Genomic DNA, 19,849 nt, shown 5'->3' on the forward strand with positions numbered 1-19,849 from the left:
TAGTTAAGCCTGAGCCGGCGGCCCTCCGAAAGTAAAGGGAATCTCAAGTGCTTCCATATCCTGTATTACACCGTTGGCTGTTTCAAACTTTTTTACATTTTCCACCATTGCCTTCATAAAACGCTTTGCGTGAAAAGGTGTTAAAATGATCCGGCTCTTGACTTTACTCTTTGGTGTACCAGGCATCACGTTTACAAAGTCTATAATAAACTCGGCATGACTGTGGGTAATAATAGCAAGATTGGCATACTGACCTTCGGACATTTCCTCTGAAATCTCTATGTTTATTTGATTGGGCACTTGTTGATCGGGCATAATAAAAATTTAAATGTGGTTATGGTGATAGTCTATAGCTGGACAACAAAAGTAGGAAATAGACCCTATAAAATTGAAATAGTTATATTTTGTAAAAACAGTACTCTGAGCAAGCCGACGTTAAATTTTAAAATCGATACTGCAATTGCATTTTAATTTCAGATTTTTTATTTCCCGGTATTTCATCCAGCCCGCTGCCAATGGAGGTTTTATCCCGGTAAATACTTTGCGCCCATCTTATCCAAACAGTCATTTGCTTATTTAACTCGTAATTAAAGTTGAGGTAATACCTGAAACCCTTATCATAAAATACAGGAATGGAATAACTGAACAACACATCATTTTCGTAAGCATATAAACGGCTGTCGTATCCATCTGTTTCGAAATACTGCATGCGCATACTGGCTGAATAATTCTTTAATGCCGGTTTATAAAGAATATCTGCAAAGGTCAAAAATCCATTTTGTGCATCCTGCCCTTTTTTGTTATACCAAACCATCTCCACCCTGTTGCGAAATGTAATAGCAGGACTGATTTTATAATTAACCTGCGTTCTGAAATTTTGTTTAGGTTTATTTATAACCGGCGAAAGCATTGATAAATCAGGATTAAAGTTTTTTGATTTGGATTCTGTGTGATATCGTACATACCATTCCAATTGTTTATTCGGTTTATAGGTTGCCTGCAGCATGTAATCAGCACCAACCGATGGGGCATCGGTTAAATATTTAAGCCATGGAAATTTATATAAATCGGCATATGCATCAATCCGCCAAAAATTGGTTGGCCTTATGCTTATACCACCGAACATTCCCTTTTCATTTACTGGTGTTGAATTTTCTGTAAAGGCGCTGGAATATAAAGCATGGTACTTTTCCGGAATGTTTCGATATAAAAAACTCAGGTCTACATTGGCATCCACACTAATGAGCAACCCATTTACAAATGCTTTGGCAAAACTATTGCTCACCGCCGCTTCACCAAAAAAATGCATATTCCTAAAAGTATAAGCGTAATCAATACTATAATTACCCAATGTATTTCCAGATAATGCATATAAATTATAAGGCACCGCTTCCTTATTAATCGGAAGCCGGAAATGATATTGAATACCATTCACCCCCACATGAAAATTGTTTTTATTGTATGCCAGGTTACTACCAAAAGCGATTTGCTGTTGTATGTCTTTATCAGCGGTCTCACTGCTCGTCCTGTGCAAACCAGATGTTTGCAAAGAAGTAATAAATCCATCATTATTTACTGTGTCCGTAGCAAAATTGCCATCCACTTTTTTGAGTGATGCGAATACAGTCGTTTCCCAGTTTTTGCTGCCAATGGTAATGCCAACTCCACGATGAAAATTAATTTCTCCTGCAGAATTGTATGGTCTTAATACTGCGAGCTGTCTTTTAATATTCGCTATATCGGCGCTTTTTTTAAAAGCCAGGCTTTGCCATTGTGTTAAGCCCTGCCCCATGTTAACAGTAAAATCACCCAATGCCAGTTGTTTTATAATGCCAATATTTCGTATAAACAAATGAGCTGAATAAAGATCGAATCCCTGTTTTTGAGCGCCTTTAAAAAATTGTTCTCCGGCATCCTTTTCCGCCAACAAGCCATATTGCAACAAATTTTTGTACTGGTATTTGTATCGTACAAAAACCTTTTTCGGTGAGCCCGGATAAAAATTATGTGCCGTTGGCGGACCAAGGCTGTATCCTTTCGATTTCTCTAATACCTCCGATATTCTTACCAATATTGTATTGCTTCCATTATGCAATCTTTCTTTTAAGGAATGTACCAATATAACTTTGTTGCTAACGGTAATGAATAAACGCAGTTTTTGAATGGTGGTAATATTCCATCCTGGCACGGCCTGCAACTCATATAGATTTATAAAATTGCCTAACAGGCTTCTGTAACTGATAAGGTTTTGAATTTGCAGGGGAGATAATATCATTAGTTCTTTTAATTGTTCCGCATCAGCAGTATTCAGGTTAATTGGATCTTTTAAAAACTGTTGCATGGATTGTAAAAAAGAATCGTCTTCTGTTTCATTATCATCACTGTTTTCGGTTATGGCTTCCAGTTGTTGTTCTGCAATGGTGGAAGGTATTTCCGGCGTTTGTGCTATTAATAATTCCGGTAATAAAATGATAGTTCCCATCAACAGAGAATAACCCGCCACTTTTAAAGCAGCAGGTAAAATACATCTTCCATTTTTTTTAAGGCGTATCATCTGGAGCTGATTTGGATGGCTTTTCGAAATTAATAATCAGCAACAGGCCCGGCGATATACCAAGCTGAGGGTGATAGTTACCCGTAATATCCATTCTGAAATTATTCCACCCAACACCAAAACCTGCATACCCGGCAGAAGTAGCGGTTGCAACACCAACCCTCGCAAAAAACTGTTTCATAAACTGGTATTGAACACCCGTATTGATATTGACAGGGAAATTCTCTTGTTTAACAATTTCAGTCCCAATAAAAAAATGATCGTTCACATCATACCCCGCCCCAACTGTAACAGCACTGTTAAGCTTTTCATCGGTTTTTGAAAATTTTCCCCCGACAGGATTGTATACATGCAGGCCAAGATTTAGCTTATCTGTGAGATGAAAAACAGTTCCTATTTCAACATTTATAACACTGGAATTTATGTAAGACGGCACGTTGTAGTTATAGTAATTAAATTGAATGCCGATATCCAGTTTTTTGCCAACTTCCCTAGCATAGGCAAGGCCTGCCTGGCTTTCATTAAAATTTTTAAACCCACTGTAATGAACAGCAACCCCGAAGTTACCGTTGGCCGTAGGAACCGCCACAGCAGCGGCATACAAGCTGGTAGCGGCAAGCAAAAATCTTCTTTCGCCATACACGCCTGCCGTAATGTTTTTCACCTGTGCTAAGGCAGCCTGGTTATTTATAAAAGATAAGGCATCAGCCTGGCGTGTACTATACGCCGAAAGGCCAATATAGCCGGCCGAAAGCGGTTGGCGGAAAGATTGTGACAAGCAGTGCGATATGACAAAAAGTAGCAGGGCGGCTGTACAACTATTTCTTTTCAAAACGTTACAGATTTAATATTAGTAATATAATAATATTTTTCCAATTGAAATAGTTTTCTTAATAGTAGTTACTTTTGCAGCATGCAAATTTTAGATGGAAAAATTGTATCTCAGGCTGTAAAAGATGCTATTAAGATTAAAACCGATGCGGCAAAAAGCGCCGGTAAAAAAACGCCTCACCTTGCCGCCATTTTAGTGGGCAGCAATGGCGCCAGCGAAACATACGTTGCCAGTAAAGTAAAAAGTTGCGAAGAAGTAGGCTTTAAAAGTTCACTGATAAGATTGGCTGACACTATAACAGAAGCTGAGTTAATTACAGCAATTGAGGAACTAAACGCCGATTTGGATGTGGATGGTATCCTGGTACAATTGCCGTTGCCGAAGCAAATCAGCGAAGCAAAAATCATCGGCCTTATTCATCCAGATAAAGATGTGGATGGCTTTCATCCGATGAGTATCGGTAAAATGGTACAGGGCCTGCCCACCTTTATTCCTGCTACACCTTACGGCATCTTACTGATGCTGGAACATTATAAAATTGACACCAAAGGCAAGCATGCAGTCGTTATCGGCAGAAGCAATATTGTTGGCAGACCCATCAGTATTTTATTAAGCCGCAATGCCTACCCGGGCAATTGCACCGTAACTGTTTGTCATAGCCACACCCATAATTTAAAGGAAATTTGTTTACAGGCTGATATTATTGTAGCCGCTCTCGGCATACCCGGTTTTTTAACGGCCGATATGGTAAAGGAAAATGCGGTGGTAGTTGACGTAGGTATCACAAGGGTAAAAGACGATACAAAAAAATCCGGCTTTGCCATTAAAGGCGATGTTGATTTTGCAAACGTAGCACCCAAATGCAGCTATATTACACCAGTACCCGGCGGCGTCGGATTAATGACCATTGCAGCTTTGCTGATGAACACCTTCAATGCATGTGAACAAAAATAATTATTGTTTACCAGTAGTTGTTTTTCAATCAGCATCGTTGTGTCAGCCGATAGTTATCGGCTCACTTTTACCGTATACCCTTTAGCGGCTTTTATCTAAGTGTAACAGCAGCTGTTCATTAGAATGATTAATAAAAAATGACTATAACTTCTTCCACCATAACGCAACAACTTCCTGTAATGGAACACTTCTATACCATCCAGGGAGAAGGTGGCCACCAGGGCCGGGCCGCTTACTTTATACGCCTTGGCGGATGCGACGTAGGCTGTGTTTGGTGTGATGTAAAAGACAGCTGGGATGCAAATAAACATCCGTTGATGGCTATTGATACACTTGTTGAAATAGTAGCAGCAACGCCTGCCAGGCTGGTGGTAATTACGGGTGGCGAACCACTGATGCATGATTTAACAGCACTCACATCTGCCTTACAGGCAAAAGGTTTTGAAACAAATATTGAAACCTCCGGATCCCATCCCCTATCCGGCAGCTGGGACTGGATCTGCCTTTCGCCCAAAAAATTCAAAGCACCGCTACCCGAAGTTGTTCCATTCGCCAACGAATTAAAAGTCGTCATTTTTAATCAGTCAGATTTTACCTGGGCAGAAAAATATGCTGCGCTTGTTACTCCGCATTGCAAATTATATTTACAACCCGAATGGGATAAGGCATCGGTGGTTACACCTTTAATTATCGATTATATCAAAGCCAATCCCCAATGGCAGCTTTCTTTACAAATACACAAATACATAAACGTACCATAAAGCCGAAAGCTTAAGGCAGAAAGCAAAAGGCAAAGTGAAAAACCACGTTGCTATTTATCAGTAAGTCCAATACTTTCAGCCTTTAGGCTTCATGCTCTAAGCGTTTGGCGTTAAGCTTTAAGCCTTCTGCTTCCAAAAGCAACTTTAACAGCCATCACAATTTTTTCTTTGTAATTCGTTTTACCTTCAACCAACAATTGATGTGTATGGCAATAACAAAAATTACTTTTAAAAGACTGGCTTTGGTTGTATGCTCACTTTCCTGCTTTGTTGCAGTAAGTAAAGCCCAATGGTACAGTCCTGAAAAAGTAAATAAAAAAGCGTACGCTATTTATGAATCAGCATATCAAAATGCAATGGATCAAAAATATGATGCTGCCATTGCCGACATTGATAAAGCCATCAGCATTGACCCTAAATTTGTAGAAGCCTGGCTAACCAAAGCAGGCATTTACGCCGATCAGAAAAAATATGATTCTTCGGTTATTAATTTTGAAAAAGCCTTGCAGCTGGATTCCGTGTTTGCAAAAACTTATTTGCTGCCCTACTCAATTTCACTTGCGGGCATGGGTCAATTTCAAAAAGCATTAACAGCAATTACCGAATTTTTAACCAACCCCACACTCAATCCGCAAAGCATTAAAGCAGGCAATTACCGCAAAAGCGTATATGAATTTGCATTGGAGTATGATAAAAAACATCCGGCGAAAAATTATGTTTTTGCCCGCAAAAATTTAGGCGACAGTGTAAACTCAGATGCGCTGGAATATTATCCATCACTTACCATTGATGGCAAAAAATTAATTTTCACAAGGCGTCTTTCAGGTGATGAAGATTTTTATGAATCCGACTTTACAAATGGAAAATGGAGCAAGGCAAAACCGCTCGGAGGAAAAGTAAATACCAATTTAAATGAAGGAGCACAAAACATCTCGCAGGATGGAGAGTGGATTATTTTCACAGGATGTAATTACCCCGAAGGCCAGGGCAGCTGCGATTTATATATTTCATTCAAAACAAAAAATGGCTGGAGCGAAGCAGAAAATATTGGCCCGGTCGTAAACACCGATTTCTGGGAATCATCGCCTTCCCTCTCCCCGGATAAAAGAGATCTTTATTTTTCCAGCAACCAGTCGGGAACCTATGGTGGTAAAGACATTTGGGTAACCCACCGCAGCAATGCCGGAAAATGGAGCAGGCCGGAAAACCTGGGTCCAACCATCAATACCAAAGGCGATGAAAGCTGTTCATTTATGTACGCCGATAACCAAACATTATTTTTTAACAGCAACGGCCATCCCGGCTACGGCCAAACAGATTTATTCTTTTCCAAAAAAATAACAGACAGCACATGGAGTGAACCCGAAAATTTAGGCTATCCCATCAACACCATTGATGAAGAGGGTTCTTTAGTTGTAGCTGCCGATGGAAAAACGGCTTATTACGCAAGCGACGGAAGCGACACCCGTGGCGGATTGGATTTATATAGTTTTCAGCTGCGGGAAGATATACAGCCGCCCAGAACGCTATGGGTAAAAGGAAAAGTATTTGATGCCAAAACAAAAAATGGCTTGCCTTCTTCGGTTGAGCTAACGGATATCAATACACGCCGTTTAATCAGCAAGGTGCAAACGGATGAAGATGGTAATTATCTAACAACACTCCCCGTGGGTAAAGATTATGCTTTTAACGTGAACCGGAAAGGATATCTCTTTTTTTCTGAGCATTATAATATTGATGCAAGTAGTGATTCAGTTTATACCGCCGATATTCCCTTGCAGCCAATTGAAACAGGCGCTTCAATTATTTTAAAAAATATTTTTTTCGACACAAAGAAAACAGCATTAAAACCAGCGTCGATTGTCGAACTGGATAAGGTAATTCAATTGATGAATGATAACCCGAAACTGAAAATTGTAATTACCGGCTTTACTGATAATGTTGGTAAACCACAGGACAATGTTGTGTTATCCAACGGCAGGGCATTATCCGTTGTAAACTACCTGCTGGCAAGCAGGCAAATAGCCCGCGAACGGCTGCAGTTTAAAGGATTGGGTGCTGCAAAACCAATTGCAGACAACAGCACAGAACAGGGCAAGGCGCTTAACCGCAGAACGGAGTTAAGCGTTATCAGTAATTAATATTGTGTTTTGGTAAAAAGATTTTTTATTATTGTTCTTACATTTACCAAGCCGCCATCCCCATGTCTGATTTGCTTTATCAAATTGCATTAACCCTTGTGCCCAATATTGGCGATGTACACGCCAAGTCGTTGATAAGTATATATGGCGATGCTCAGTCCGTGTTTAAAGCAAAAAAGAAGGAGCTTGAAAACCTGGAAGGTATTGGCACTGTAAGGGCTAACAGCATCAAATCATTTACAGATTTTACCAGTAGCGAAGCCGAAATAAAATTTATTGAACAGTATAAAATCACCCCGCTTTTTATAACAGATAAAAATTATCCGCAACGCTTATTAAACTGTTACGATAGCCCGCTGCTGCTGTTTTACAGGGGAACGGCTGACTTAAATACGAGCCGGATTATTTCGATCGTAGGAACCCGAAGCAACAGTGATTATGGCAAAGCCGTTTGCGAAAAAATAGTAGAAGAGTTACAATCAGAAAATGTATTGGTAGTAAGTGGCCTGGCATATGGTATTGACACCATTGCGCATAAGGCGGCATTAAAAAACAATCTGTCTACAGTAGGCGTACTTGCGCATGGGCTCGACAGAATTTACCCTCCGCAAAATAAAAGCATGGCCAAACAAATGGTAGAACAGGGCGGATTACTTACCGAATTCTTAAACAACACCAACCCCGATAAACAGAATTTCCCCAAACGAAACCGTATTGTCGCAGGCATGTGTGATGGGTTGGTGGTGATAGAAAGCGGCAAAAAAGGAGGCTCATTAATTACTGCTGAATTAGCCAACGGGTACAACAAAGATGTTTTTGCTATACCCGGCAAAACAACTGACAGCAAAAGTGAAGGATGCAATTATTTGGTAAAAAATAATAAAGCTTCTTTAATCACCGGCGGAGATGACCTGCTCGAAATGATGAATTGGAAATCTGCCACAAAAACTACCCATAAAAAACAACGGGAACTATTTATCGAATTTACCGCAGATGAAAAAATAGTGGTAGATATATTACAGCAGCACGAAAGCCTGCAGATAGACCAGCTGTATTTTAAAAGTAGCCTCAGTAGTAGCGCCATGGCTGCGGCTTTACTGATGCTCGAAATGAATGGCATAGTTGACAGCTTACCCGGTAAAGTATATAAAATAAGTTGATACTTTAAAAAAATCCTTTGGTTTTGGGAGCGTTTGCTTTTTCATATATCTTTGCCTATGGCAACAATAAACAACACTCCGGCACAAACAAAATCCAACAAATTTTTCGGTGAAGGCTTAACGTTCGATGACGTTTTACTTATGCCTGCTTATTCAGAAGTCCTTCCACGCGAAGTTGACATCACCGCTACACTTACAAAGTCAATAAAATTAAATGTACCCATGCTGAGCGCAGCCATGGATACCGTAACTGAAGCCCAGCTGGCAATTGCCCTGGCACGGGAAGGTGGCCTTGGCATATTGCATAAAAATATGAGTATTGATCAGCAGGCCGACCAGGTAAGAAAAGTTAAAAGAAGTGAAAACGGATTGATACTTGATCCTATCACATTAAGTCCTGACGCCACCATTGGCGAGGCAATCAGGCTGATGCGGGAAAATAAAATCGGCGGTATTCCAATTGTTGATGGTGCACAAAAATTAATAGGTATTCTTACCAACCGCGATCTTCGCTTTGAAACCAATTTCAAAGAAAAGGTAAGTACCATCATGACCAAGGAAAACCTGATTACTGCCCCCGAAGGCACCGATCTTAAAAAAGCAGAACTCATCTTCAAAAAAAATAAAATAGAAAAATTACCCGTTGTCAACAAAGCCGGCAAACTGATTGGCCTGGTAACATTTGGCGATATACTTAAATTAAAAAGCCATCCCAATTCAGTAAAAGATTCCTTCGGCAGGTTACTGGTTGGCGCAGGAGTTGGCATTACGAAAGATACACTTGACAGGGTTGCCGCTTTACAAAAAGCGGGTGTCGACATTATTTGTATGGACAGCGCACACGGCCACACAAAAGGTGTGATAGATGCAGTAAAAGCAATTAAAAAAACTTTCAAAGGTATACAGGTAATTGCGGGTAACGTGGGCACCGGTGCAGGTGCCACAGCGTTGGCCGAGGCCGGCGCTGATGCGGTGAAAGTAGGTATAGGACCAGGTTCTATCTGTACTACGCGTATTGTTGCAGGTACAGGTGTTCCTCAAATAACTGCCGTAATGGAGGTTGCCGCAGCGTTAAAAGGAAAGAATGTTGGCATCATCAGCGATGGCGGCATACGTTACACCGGTGATATGGTTAAAGCATTGGCCGCAGGTGCCAGTTGCGTGATGATGGGCAATGTTTTTGCAGGCACGGAAGAGAGCCCCGGCGAAACAATTATTTACGAAGGAAGAAGGTTCAAGCAATACCGCGGCATGGGTTCGCTGGGTGCTATGTCGCAAGGCAGCAGCGACCGTTATTTCCAGGACGTGGAGGCCGATATCAAAAAATTTGTACCGGAAGGCATTGAAGGAAGGGTTGCGTTTAAAGGTCCGTTAAAAGAAATTGTGTATCAGTATACAGGCGGCTTAAGGGCAGGGATGGGGTATTGCGGAGCCAATAATGTTAAAGCCTTGCAGAATGCTAAATTTGTAAAAATAACGAACGCGGGTATGCGTGAAAGTCATGCTCACGATATTGCCATCACAAAAGAAGCCCCTAATTACAGCAGGTAAATAATGCAGTCTTATTGTCCGGGCTTTGAAGCCATGTGGTACATCGTTGCATCGCCCTCTTGAACTATGTGGCTTTAATGAACGGTTACGTGTATACATAACATTTCGTGCAACGATTGCACTAAAACAGATGTCATCGTTGTGTTGTTAAGTTTTAAAACAAAAAATATATTCCGGCAAACTTCTGCACAGGTTGCAAAAATTATCATGAAACAAAACCGGCATAATAATACTGTCTTTGCATTTTACCGTTTCAAATTACAGCTGTTGGCAGCAGTGTTTTTTCTGTTATCTTTCACTTCGTCAGCCCAGGATTCTTCACACATAAGGGTGTCATTGCTTACCTGTACACCTGGCGATGAATTATATTCAACTTTTGGTCACAGTGCATTACGTGTAACAGACAGCAGCAGTGTATCAGATATTGTTTTTAACTATGGCACTTTTAATTTCGATGATCCCGGTTTCTACATGAAATTTATCAGGGGTAAACTATTGTATTATGTTTCTACTGCAGATTTTCCTGACTTTAAAGAAGAATACCAGACTACCAACAGGGGCATGACGGAACAGGTATTAAATTTAAGTGCCACCGAAAAAATAGCCCTCATGCATTTTGTTTACAATAATGCAAAGGAGCAAAACCGGTATTATCAATATGATTTCTTTCTGGATAATTGCACCACGAGGCTCAGGGATATTATCGTACAATTTAAAACCAATTATCCTCCATTGAAGCCCGTGATGCCCGCAAACACAAGGTTTCGCCAGGCCATTCATGAATACCTTGATAAAGGTGGCAAGTACTGGAGCAAATTAGGCATTGACCTTTTGCTGGGCGCTCCCACTGATGCTGTAATGACTACCGCTCAATCTCAATTTTTACCCGATAACCTGATGAAGGCATTGGACAGCACAAATCCGCAGCATCAGTTGGTTGTGAGTGAAAGCAAGTTGTATCCATTTACACCGGCAGACAACGGTCATTCCTTTTTTACGCCAATGGTCGTTTTTTCAATTTTATTAGTATTCATCATCGCCTTAAGTTTTTCCGGCAATAAAAAAATCATCCTCTTTTTAAACGGTTTCGATGGATTGTTACTTTTTTTAACCGGCGCTTTGGGCATTTTATTTGTGTTCATGTGGACAAGCACTGATCACTCCATGGTTAAAAATAACTTCAACTTGCTTTGGGCATGGCCAACAAATATCGTGTTTGCATTTTTTGTTAACAGCAAAAAAAATTGGGTAAAAAAATATTTAGCTCTGCTTTCCCTTGGTTTGATCATAGTATTATTGAGTTGGTTTTTTCTGCCACAGCAAATGAATAACGCATTGTTGCCGGTAATTTTACTACTGTTGTACAGGAGCTATCGCAGATACCAGTTATTTTGATTTTTATGGAAGCAAAACATATTATCTGTCAAAATTCGTTCGTTTACTACCAGGTTTATGGTGCAGGCAAACCTGTGGTATTAGTGCATGGCTTTGGTGAAGACGGTACAGTTTGGCAACCGCAAATTGATTTTCTGAAGGAATATTTCCGTCTCATTGTTCCCGATATTCCGGGCAGCGGACAATCGGAAATAATAAAAGATGCCAATATTGATACCTATGCGGAAGTAGTAAAACAAATAATAGACAAGGAATACCCCGAAGGAAAAACGCAGGTTACACTCATAGGACACAGTATGGGTGGGTATGTAACGCTGGCATTTGCCGGGAAATATTCCGGATGTTTAAACAGCATCGGATTATTTCACTCAACAGCTTTTGCCGACCCCGAAGAAAAAAAGCAAACAAGGCGCAAAGCCATCGATTTTATAAAAACAAAAGGGGCTTTCTCATTTTTGAAAACAAGTACCCCCGGATTGTTTACAAAATCGTTTGCTGAAAAGGCGCCTGAAAAAATAAATGCATTGATTGAAGAAGGCAAAAAATTCAGCAATGAAGCCCTGGTTCAATATTACGAAGCAATGATTGAACGACCGGACAGAACAAGCGTATTAAAACAAATGAATACACCGGTATTGTTTATTATTGGCGAAAATGACATAGCCATTCCCTTGCAAAGCAGCCTGCAACAATGCTACCTGCCGAACCAATCGTATGTTACCATTTTAGAACAGTCAGCCCACATGGGCATGTGGGAGGAATCGGAAAAAGCCAATAAAGTATTGTTCAATTTTTTATTCAATTACTTTTAACAAGCTAACCATCCGGCCACCCAACGTTTTTAACTATATTTATATCTATTATTTGCCTAAACTGCAGGACAAAGAATGAAAAAAATCTTCCTTCTATCGATTTTACTCATATGTACCTTATGTACTTTTTCCCGCCACATTAAAGGAGGTTTTTTCAATTACCGTTACTTAGGACCAGGCACGGCCAATACATCCTACGTCAAATATAAAATAACACTTACAGTTTACATGGATTGCGATGCAACAGGTGCTCAAATTGACCCAACTGTAAATTTTACTATTTTTAGCGGAACATCTTCCACGCAAGTCGATAACATTCTTGTAAAGCAAACCTCAAGTTTTTTACTACAAAAAATATATGATGATCCCTGCATCACCGGCGACCAGGCGATTTGTTATTACCGGATTGTTACCTACGAACTTGCAAGTGTTGAATTGCCTGCTTCCGCCAATGGCTATACCATCAGCTATCAGCGCTGTTGTCGTATTGAAAATATGGACAACATTGCCAACTCGGGTACCATTGGAAACACCTACACAATTAAAATTCCCGGCACTGCCTCTCCTGTGCCGGATGCTATTAAAAATAGTAGTCCTGAGTTTCCCGTCAATGACACGGCGGTGATTTGCGAGAATAGTTTTTTCAGATACCCGTTTTCAGCGAGCGATCCTGATAAAGATTCATTGAGTTACTCTTTCTGTAATTCGTTTAGTGGTGGCACTGCTACAGAACCGGCTCCTGCAATAGCAGATGCTCCTCCTTACAATACGGTTCCTTATTTTGCTTCATACAGCGGTTCAAATCCACTAGGCACTAAAGTCACTATTAACCCTGTTACCGGCTTAATAAGTGGTATTGCGCCACCCATTACAAATACCGGAGAATATGCGGTAACCGTGTGTGTGTCTGAATACAGAAAAGGAGTTTACATTGGTGAAACCCGGAAAGAGTTACACATCAGGGTAAGAGACTGCTCGGCCACCAAGGCATTTTTAAACCCTATTCCAACTAGTTGTGATGGATTTACTGTCAACTTTTCCAACAACGCAACCAATCCCTCCGGTACTAACTATTTCTGGGATTTTGGTGAAGCGGCGTCGGGTATTAATAACACGTCTTCATTAGCAACTCCTACACACAACTACCTGGACACCGGCGTTTATCTCTTAAAATTAAGGGTAGATATAGGTGGCTTGTGTGCAGATTCAACCACTACGCAGGTGAAAGTGTATCCCGGATTTTTTCCTGGTTTTAAATCCAATGCACCTTTGTGTAAAGGGTTTCCGGTACAGTTTACGGATACTACCAACGCTAAATTTGGTTCCGTAACGGGCTGGCACTGGGACTTTGGCAACCTTGCTACAACTACTGATACGAGTGCAGCAAAAAATCCCAGCTATATTTACGCAGATTCCGGTACCTACCAGGTTCGCCTGATTGTAGGCAGCACATTGGGTTGTATAGATACCGTTCAAAGCACTATTCAAATCAGGAACACACCTGCCATTTCAATTATACCAAGAGATACATTGATTTGCTTTATTGATACACTTCAAATAAAAACAAACAATACAGGTACTTTTCAATGGAGTCCGAATTACAATATTAACAACGTTGCCAGCGCCAACCCGCTGGTAAGTCCTGATGTACCCACTACCTATTTTTTAACCTTTACAGACCCGACGGGTTGTATTGGTAAAGATTCTGTGTTTGTAGATGTAATACGTTCGGTCAACGTTAATGCCGGTAATGATACCATTATCTGTAAAACAGATGGTATGTTAATAGGTACTACGGGCAATGCGTTGCATTATACCTGGAGCCCGTCAACCTACCTGAGCAGCGATACAGCGAAACATCCCTTTGCCAACCCGCTGGTACCTGCTATAACTTATCATGTGGTAGGCAATGTTGGCAAGTGCAGCAGTGCTGATGATATAACTATTCGTACACTACCATACCCCCCTGCCAAAGCAGGAAACGATACCACAGTTTGCTATGGACGTTCAGTTCAATTAAAAGCTACCGGAGGCGTTAGTTATCAATGGAGCCCTGCTACTTTTTTGAATGCTACCAATATTCCCAATCCGGTAGCAGTAAACCCAACAAACACCACACAATACATTGTTGCTGTGACGGATGTTACCGGTTGCCCAAAACCTGCTTATGATACGGTGATTTTAAATGTGGATCCTTTAGTAGTGGCTAACGCAGGTCCGCCAGATACAACTTCTGTATTGGGTGAGCCTCTGATTTTTAATGCCACAGGCGGTATCGCTTATGAATGGACGCCTTCTACCTGGCTTAGCAATACCAATACCGCCAATCCTACTGCCCTGCCGGAAGACAATATTACCTACTATTTAAAAGTAACCAGTGAAGCAGGCTGTAGTGATACAGATAGCATTCGTGTAAAATTGTACAAAGTGCCACCCAGTTTTTATGTGCCCACTGCATTTACTCCTAACAATGATCAGAATAATGATGTACTGAAACCCATTTTACTGGGCATGCGAACCCTTAATTATTTCAGGGTATATAACCGTTGGGGTAAACTGATGTTTGCTACCAGTCAGAAGGGACAGGGATGGGATGGCACTTTCAAAGGCAACCCGCAAGATCCCGGCACGTATGTTTGGATGGCGGAAGGGGCTACTTTTCAAAATAATGTAATAAAACGCAAAGGCTATGTTGTGTTGCTGCGATAAGAGCATATTTCACCCTGCCTTACCGTTGTGCCCCAACGCTACAACCTGCCTCCCAAAGTAATAATTTCAGTTTCCTGGCCATTACAGGCTTGGAATCAAGGCATTAACGCTTCAAACTTCAAATAATCTACCTTAATTTAGGGGCATGAATAAGATCGTATTAATAACAGGCGCTACTTCGGGTATTGGCGAAGCCTGCGCAAGAAAATTTGCTTCAGCTGGCTATAGTCTCATCATAACGGGCAGAAGAACGGAACGCCTGGAAAAATTGAAAGCAAGTTTAGAGACTGAATATCCAACTGAAGTAATCTCGTTAACATTCGATGTGCAGGACAGGCTGGCCGTGAATGAAGCAATTGAAGGATTATCAGCACCATGGAAGCAAATTGATATTTTAATCAATAATGCAGGGCTGGCCGCGGGCCGTGATTTATTTGAAGATGCTGATATGGATGATTGGGAAACGATGTTAAACACCAACGTACACGGTTTATTATACGTTAGTAAAGCGGTATTGCCATTTATGATAGCCAGGAAATCAGGCCATATAATTAACATGGGCTCTATTGCCGGTAAAGAAGTATATGAAAAAGGCAATGTGTACTGCGCCAGTAAATTTGCTGTAGACGCTATCAACAGGGGCATGCGCATCGACTTGCTTAAACATAATATCAAAGTCACCGCCATTCATCCCGGAGCTGTTGAAACTGAATTTGCCCTCGTCCGCTTTAAGGGAGATGAAGAAAAGGCTGCTGCCACCTATACAGGCATTACTCCCCTGACGGCGGGTGATATAGCAGACACCATATTTTATTGTGCCGGTCTGCCAGCACACGTTTGCATCAACGACCTGATTATTACCTGTACACAACAGGCTGATGCCTTCTATTTTAGTAAAAATACCTGAGGCTGGCGTTTTTTGACAGCAATTTTTTGGCCATTATATAACATTTTATAAAAATAACCGTTGTTATACTGGCATGAATTTGGAATACTGCCCATTTTAAATTGTTATACATTTATAAAGGGCCAATGAACAGATTTATCCGGACGCTTACATCCTATGACCTCTAACCTTAAACCATGAAAATTTACCCCCTTCTTATCTCAATTACTTTACTATTGGGCCTAAGTAAAAAAGCAGCTTCTCAAAATGTAATACGACAATCGGCATGCTCAGATCCCTATATTTTACACCAGGCGGATAGTATAAAACAGGAACTGGCAAAACAAGGCTTTTTAATAGTGAAAGAAGCTTCTATGGCAATGGAAAGCGAATATGAAATGCCGGTCATTGTTCCACTTACAGAAGGCAGCTGGTACCAGTTTGTTTTTATTGGTGATGTTACTTCCAAATTATATGAAGTAAGAATGTATGACTGGGATGAAAAGCAGGTTGCTTATCAGAAAAAACAATGGGGAGATGTAGATGGCAATGTAATTAGTTATTCCTACATACCAAAATTATCAGAATATCATATGATGAAACCGGTTCAGGTAAATAAAGGAAAGAAGAACCTTTGCGGTTATGTAATGCTGCTTAAAAAAGTGAAGCAATAAATACGTTTTCCCATAAGTGTTGATTATAAATGTTTGATTAAGCGCCCTGGCTACCCGGGGCGTTTTTAATTTTTTTAAAGAGCATACCAGAGTGGCCAATAGCAATAACCTGTCACTTTAAAAAGAAATTCATTGACTAATAAAACCGAATAAAAACATCATCCCTCTTTTTCAACCAATATCCTTTCGCACACGACATTACTTAATACTTCTGCCTGCCTTTTGCCATAACTCACCACCATCGATTTATCAAAAGGCTCTATTGAGCGTATCTTAATCTTTACTCCCAAACGCATTTCGCGGCCATTTAAAAATTTTAAAAAATCCGACGAAGTGTTGATAACTGCGGCTAGTTTTGCTGTTTCCCCTTCACGGCAATCACTTAACTTATTATACTCTTTCCAAACTATTTTGCCACTTTTATCAGGTATTGGAGAACCATGTGGGTCAACCTTGGGATATCCGAGCAACTCGTCCATTTTTTCAAAGAAAACAGGCGACTGGATATGTTCAATTTGTTCGGCTATGTCATGAACATCTTCCCAACCCAGGTGCATTTTTTCAACCAAAAACATTTCTGTAAGGCGGTGCTTACGGATGATTAGCCCGGCCTCTTTCTTGCCTTTTTCACTCAGCCGTAAAGGCTTATAACTTTCGTACAGTACCAACTTTTTATCTGATAATTTTTTCATCATGCTTGTGACGGTAGGCATCTTTATTTCAAGCCTCCTTGATAGTTCCGTAACATTCACTTCGCCGGCCTCATTGGCCATATTGAACAAAGCTTTCAGGTAGTTTTCTTCTATTAATGAATTCATAACACAAATCTATTAAAATTAGTGCGTCAAATAAAAGTACAAATATTGACAAATAATTTTGTTAGATTAATCTAACTTATTATTTTTGTTTGTCTAATTAATAAACACTTGATAAAAACTTATTTTTATACCGGAAGATTTTTTTTGCTTTTTTCCATCCTGATTTTAGAAATGCCGGTGCTCTCACAAAATATAAGCGGCGTAGTAAAAGATGCCCAGACTCAGCAGGCGCTTAGCTTTTGCAGCATTCAGATTGTGCAAACAAGTGTTGGTACAAGTACGGATGTGAATGGAAAATTTAAGTTACCAATTCCGCAAAACATGACAGCTGTGGAATTGGCGATTTCGTCATCAGGTTACTTTTCAGATACCATTACAATTTCCCCGACTGGTAAACATATGGAGGTATTTATGACGCCCTTATCTGGCACATTAAATGAAGTTGTGGTTACCAGCGCATCGAAAGCGACACTTGCAAAGGAAAATCCAGTCGCCATTACCAGTGTATCATCAAAAGCAATTGAAAATGGTGCCGAAACAAACATCATAGATGTATTGGTAAAAAATGTACCTGGCCTGAACGCCGTTAAAACAGGACCCAATATTTCCAAGCCTTTCATCAGGGGATTGGGCTATAACCGTGTTTTGGTACTGTACGATGGGTTACGGCAGGAAGGGCAGCAATGGGGCGATGAACATGGTATTGAAACCGATGCGTACAGCATAGGCAAAGCAGAAGTTGTGAAAGGCCCTGCAAGCATTATGTATGGCTCAGACGCCGTGGCGGGAGTGGTAAGCCTGATCCCCGAAACGCCTGCAAATAAAGACGAAAATCTGCACGGAAAATATTATAAAGAATATCAACATAATAATGGTTTAATCAGCAACGGACTAAAACTATCGTGGTCAAAAAATCATTGGGGATATATAATGCGTGGTTCTTTTAAAATGGCAAAAAACTACATTAATAGCATTGATAAAAGGATTTATAACACAGGGTTTCGGGAGACCAATGCATCCGCAATTGTACAGCATTACAGCGCTAAAGGCTACTCTAATTTGAGCCTCACATTGTATAACAATTTACAGGGAGTACCGGATGGCAGCAGGGATTCAGCAACTAGAAAATTCACCAGCCAAATTTATGAAGGCAATAACGACGACATAAAAAACCGGCCAGTGGTTTCAGAGACAGTATTAAACGGGTATATGCTTAGCCCTTTACATCAGCATATTCAGCACTACAGATTATACAGCAACAATCATTATGAGTTGGGCAGTGGAAACATTGATATTTTGTTGGGACTGCAACAAAATATCCGTCGGGAATATAACCACCCCACTTTACCTGAACAGGCCGGAATGTATGTACGGCTGAACACTTTTAATTACAGCCTTCGTTACAACGCTCGGGCTTTACTGAACACTGAAATTTCGTTCGGCGTAAATGGAATGTATCAGAACAACAAGAGTAAAGATGCTACCGATTTCCCTATTCCCGATTACCGGCTGCTGGATGCCGGCATTTACCTCTATGGAAAATGGAAACAAAAAAAATGGACTATCAGCGGAGGTGTAAGATATGACAACAGGCATTTAAAAGGTGATCCATTCTATACTGGTGTAAACAACCTGACAGGCTTCAACAAACATATTTATTCGCCCGATACAGCCGGAGCCTATTTACAATTCCCCCAATTTAATAAGTCATTCACAGGCACATCCCTGAGCATTGGCGCTACTTACCAGGCAAACGAGCACGTCAGCATAAAAGCCAACGTGGCAAGGGGCTACCGTGCACCCAGCATTACTGAATTCGCATCTAACGGACTTGATCCCGGAGCACATATCATTTACCTGGGAAACAGCAATTTTATTCCGGAATTTAGTTTGCAGGAAGATATAGGAACAGCGTTTGCTTTTAAAGATGTTTCTGCTAATGTCAGTCTGTTCAACAACAACATAGCGCATTATATTTATTTATCGCAATTAACAGATGAAAACGCCAACCCTGTTTTAGACGTACAGGGTAATAAGACTTTTCAATATCAGCAAGCCGCGGCGCAACTGTATGGCATGGAACTTAATTTAAATGTGCATCCTGCTGGTCTTAAAACACTTTCATTTGACAATGCCTTATCGATGGTATATGGTTTTAACAAGAAACGTGCTTTTAATAACAAAGGCATCAATGGAGCTTATTTGCCATTGATCCCACCATTGAAAATATTAAGTAGTCTGATCCAAAACATAAATATGGAGTCAAAAATTTTAAAAGATATCAATGCAAAAATCGAAGCTGAATTCAATGCCGCTCAAAACAGGTTCTTAGCGTTGAACAATACTGAAACACCAACACCATCTTATACTCTTTTCAATCTGTCAGTAAGCACTAAAATAATTTTAACAACAAGAAGCATCTTGCAATTTCAATTACAGGTAAACAATTTGTTTGATAAAGCATATCAATCCAACCTCAGCAGGCTGAAGTATTTTGAGTATTATGAAAGCCCGCCTGATGGCCGTTCAGGAATTTATGGCATGGGAAGAAATATTTGCTTAAAAGCAAGCTGGTCATTTAAATAATAGCATCTGTTATTTA

The 19,849-nt window shown here is 40.4% G+C and carries 15 protein-coding genes; 11 read left to right on the forward strand and 4 right to left on the reverse strand.

The genetic code is table 11. The features are described 5' to 3' along the window. Window positions 1–3 precede the first annotated feature (3 nt). The 3 genes from JWR61_RS23540 to JWR61_RS23550 all read right to left on the reverse strand — a co-directional run bounded on the left by JWR61_RS23540 (window position 4) and on the right by JWR61_RS23550 (window position 3,332). Window positions 4–315 carry a DUF3467 domain-containing protein gene (locus JWR61_RS23540; RefSeq protein ID WP_290340140.1) on the reverse strand — a complete coding sequence of 104 codons (312 nt, stop codon included), beginning with the start codon at window positions 313–315 and terminating at the stop codon, window positions 4–6. 127 nt (window positions 316–442) lie between these two features. Next, window positions 443–2,554: a helix-hairpin-helix domain-containing protein gene (locus JWR61_RS23545; RefSeq protein WP_301930153.1), complete on the reverse strand. Its 2,112-nt coding sequence runs from the start codon at window positions 2,552–2,554 to the stop codon at window positions 443–445. Continuing rightward, window positions 2,541–3,332, reverse strand: a complete 792-nt coding sequence (locus JWR61_RS23550; RefSeq protein ID WP_301930154.1) for a hypothetical protein — start codon at window positions 3,330–3,332, stop codon at window positions 2,541–2,543. The genes JWR61_RS23545 and JWR61_RS23550 overlap by 14 nt, the downstream gene beginning before the upstream one ends. Window positions 3,333–3,467: 135 nt before the next feature. Here JWR61_RS23550 and JWR61_RS23555 point away from each other — a divergent pair, with 135 nt between their 5' ends. The 10 genes from JWR61_RS23555 to JWR61_RS23600 all read left to right on the forward strand — a co-directional run bounded on the left by JWR61_RS23555 (window position 3,468) and on the right by JWR61_RS23600 (window position 16,429). Further along, entirely contained in the window at window positions 3,468–4,340 is an 873-nt protein-coding gene (locus tag JWR61_RS23555; RefSeq protein ID WP_301930155.1) for a bifunctional 5,10-methylenetetrahydrofolate dehydrogenase/5,10-methenyltetrahydrofolate cyclohydrolase, read from the forward strand. A gap of 137 nt (window positions 4,341–4,477) precedes the next feature. After that, on the forward strand, window positions 4,478–5,101 hold the full coding sequence (locus tag JWR61_RS23560) for a 7-carboxy-7-deazaguanine synthase QueE (protein ID WP_301930156.1): 624 nt from the start codon (window positions 4,478–4,480) through the stop codon (window positions 5,099–5,101). Between the two features lie 206 nt (window positions 5,102–5,307). Beyond that, complete coding sequence (locus JWR61_RS23565) at window positions 5,308–7,242, forward strand: OmpA family protein (protein WP_301930157.1); 1,935 nt, start codon at window positions 5,308–5,310, stop codon at window positions 7,240–7,242. Window positions 7,243–7,304: 62 nt separating this feature from the next. Next, a complete protein-coding gene (gene dprA / locus JWR61_RS23570; RefSeq protein ID WP_301930158.1) occupies window positions 7,305–8,402 on the forward strand; it encodes a DNA-processing protein DprA in 1,098 nt (365 codons plus the stop codon). Window positions 8,403–8,459: 57 nt separating this feature from the next. Then, window positions 8,460–9,953: an IMP dehydrogenase gene (guaB, locus tag JWR61_RS23575; protein WP_301930159.1), complete on the forward strand. Its 1,494-nt coding sequence runs from the start codon at window positions 8,460–8,462 to the stop codon at window positions 9,951–9,953. Window positions 9,954–10,229: 276 nt separating this feature from the next. Then, window positions 10,230–11,348: a DUF4105 domain-containing protein gene (locus JWR61_RS23580; protein WP_301930199.1), complete on the forward strand. Its 1,119-nt coding sequence runs from the start codon at window positions 10,230–10,232 to the stop codon at window positions 11,346–11,348. Window positions 11,349–11,353: 5 nt separating this feature from the next. Further along, a complete protein-coding gene (locus tag JWR61_RS23585) occupies window positions 11,354–12,160 on the forward strand; it encodes an alpha/beta fold hydrolase (RefSeq protein ID WP_301930160.1) in 807 nt (268 codons plus the stop codon). Between the two features lie 75 nt (window positions 12,161–12,235). After that, window positions 12,236–14,869, forward strand: coding sequence for a PKD domain-containing protein (locus JWR61_RS23590; RefSeq protein ID WP_301930161.1), 2,634 nt, complete (start codon window positions 12,236–12,238; stop codon window positions 14,867–14,869). Between the two features lie 145 nt (window positions 14,870–15,014). After that, entirely contained in the window at window positions 15,015–15,776 is a 762-nt protein-coding gene (locus tag JWR61_RS23595; RefSeq protein ID WP_301930162.1) for an SDR family NAD(P)-dependent oxidoreductase, read from the forward strand. A gap of 176 nt (window positions 15,777–15,952) precedes the next feature. Next, on the forward strand, window positions 15,953–16,429 hold the full coding sequence (locus JWR61_RS23600; RefSeq protein ID WP_301930163.1) for a hypothetical protein: 477 nt from the start codon (window positions 15,953–15,955) through the stop codon (window positions 16,427–16,429). Window positions 16,430–16,587: 158 nt separating this feature from the next. Here the strand turns inward: JWR61_RS23600 and JWR61_RS23605 are convergent, their stop codons facing one another. Then, window positions 16,588–17,247 carry a metal-dependent transcriptional regulator gene (locus JWR61_RS23605; RefSeq protein WP_290340154.1) on the reverse strand — a complete coding sequence of 220 codons (660 nt, stop codon included), beginning with the start codon at window positions 17,245–17,247 and terminating at the stop codon, window positions 16,588–16,590. A 108-nt stretch (window positions 17,248–17,355) separates the two neighbouring features. Here JWR61_RS23605 and JWR61_RS23610 point away from each other — a divergent pair, with 108 nt between their 5' ends. After that, window positions 17,356–19,833 carry a TonB-dependent receptor gene (locus tag JWR61_RS23610; RefSeq protein WP_301930164.1) on the forward strand — a complete coding sequence of 826 codons (2,478 nt, stop codon included), beginning with the start codon at window positions 17,356–17,358 and terminating at the stop codon, window positions 19,831–19,833. Window positions 19,834–19,849 lie beyond the last annotated feature (16 nt).

This window comes from Ferruginibacter sp., assembly GCF_028288465.1.
GTDB lineage: Bacteria > Bacteroidota > Bacteroidia > Chitinophagales > Chitinophagaceae > Ferruginibacter.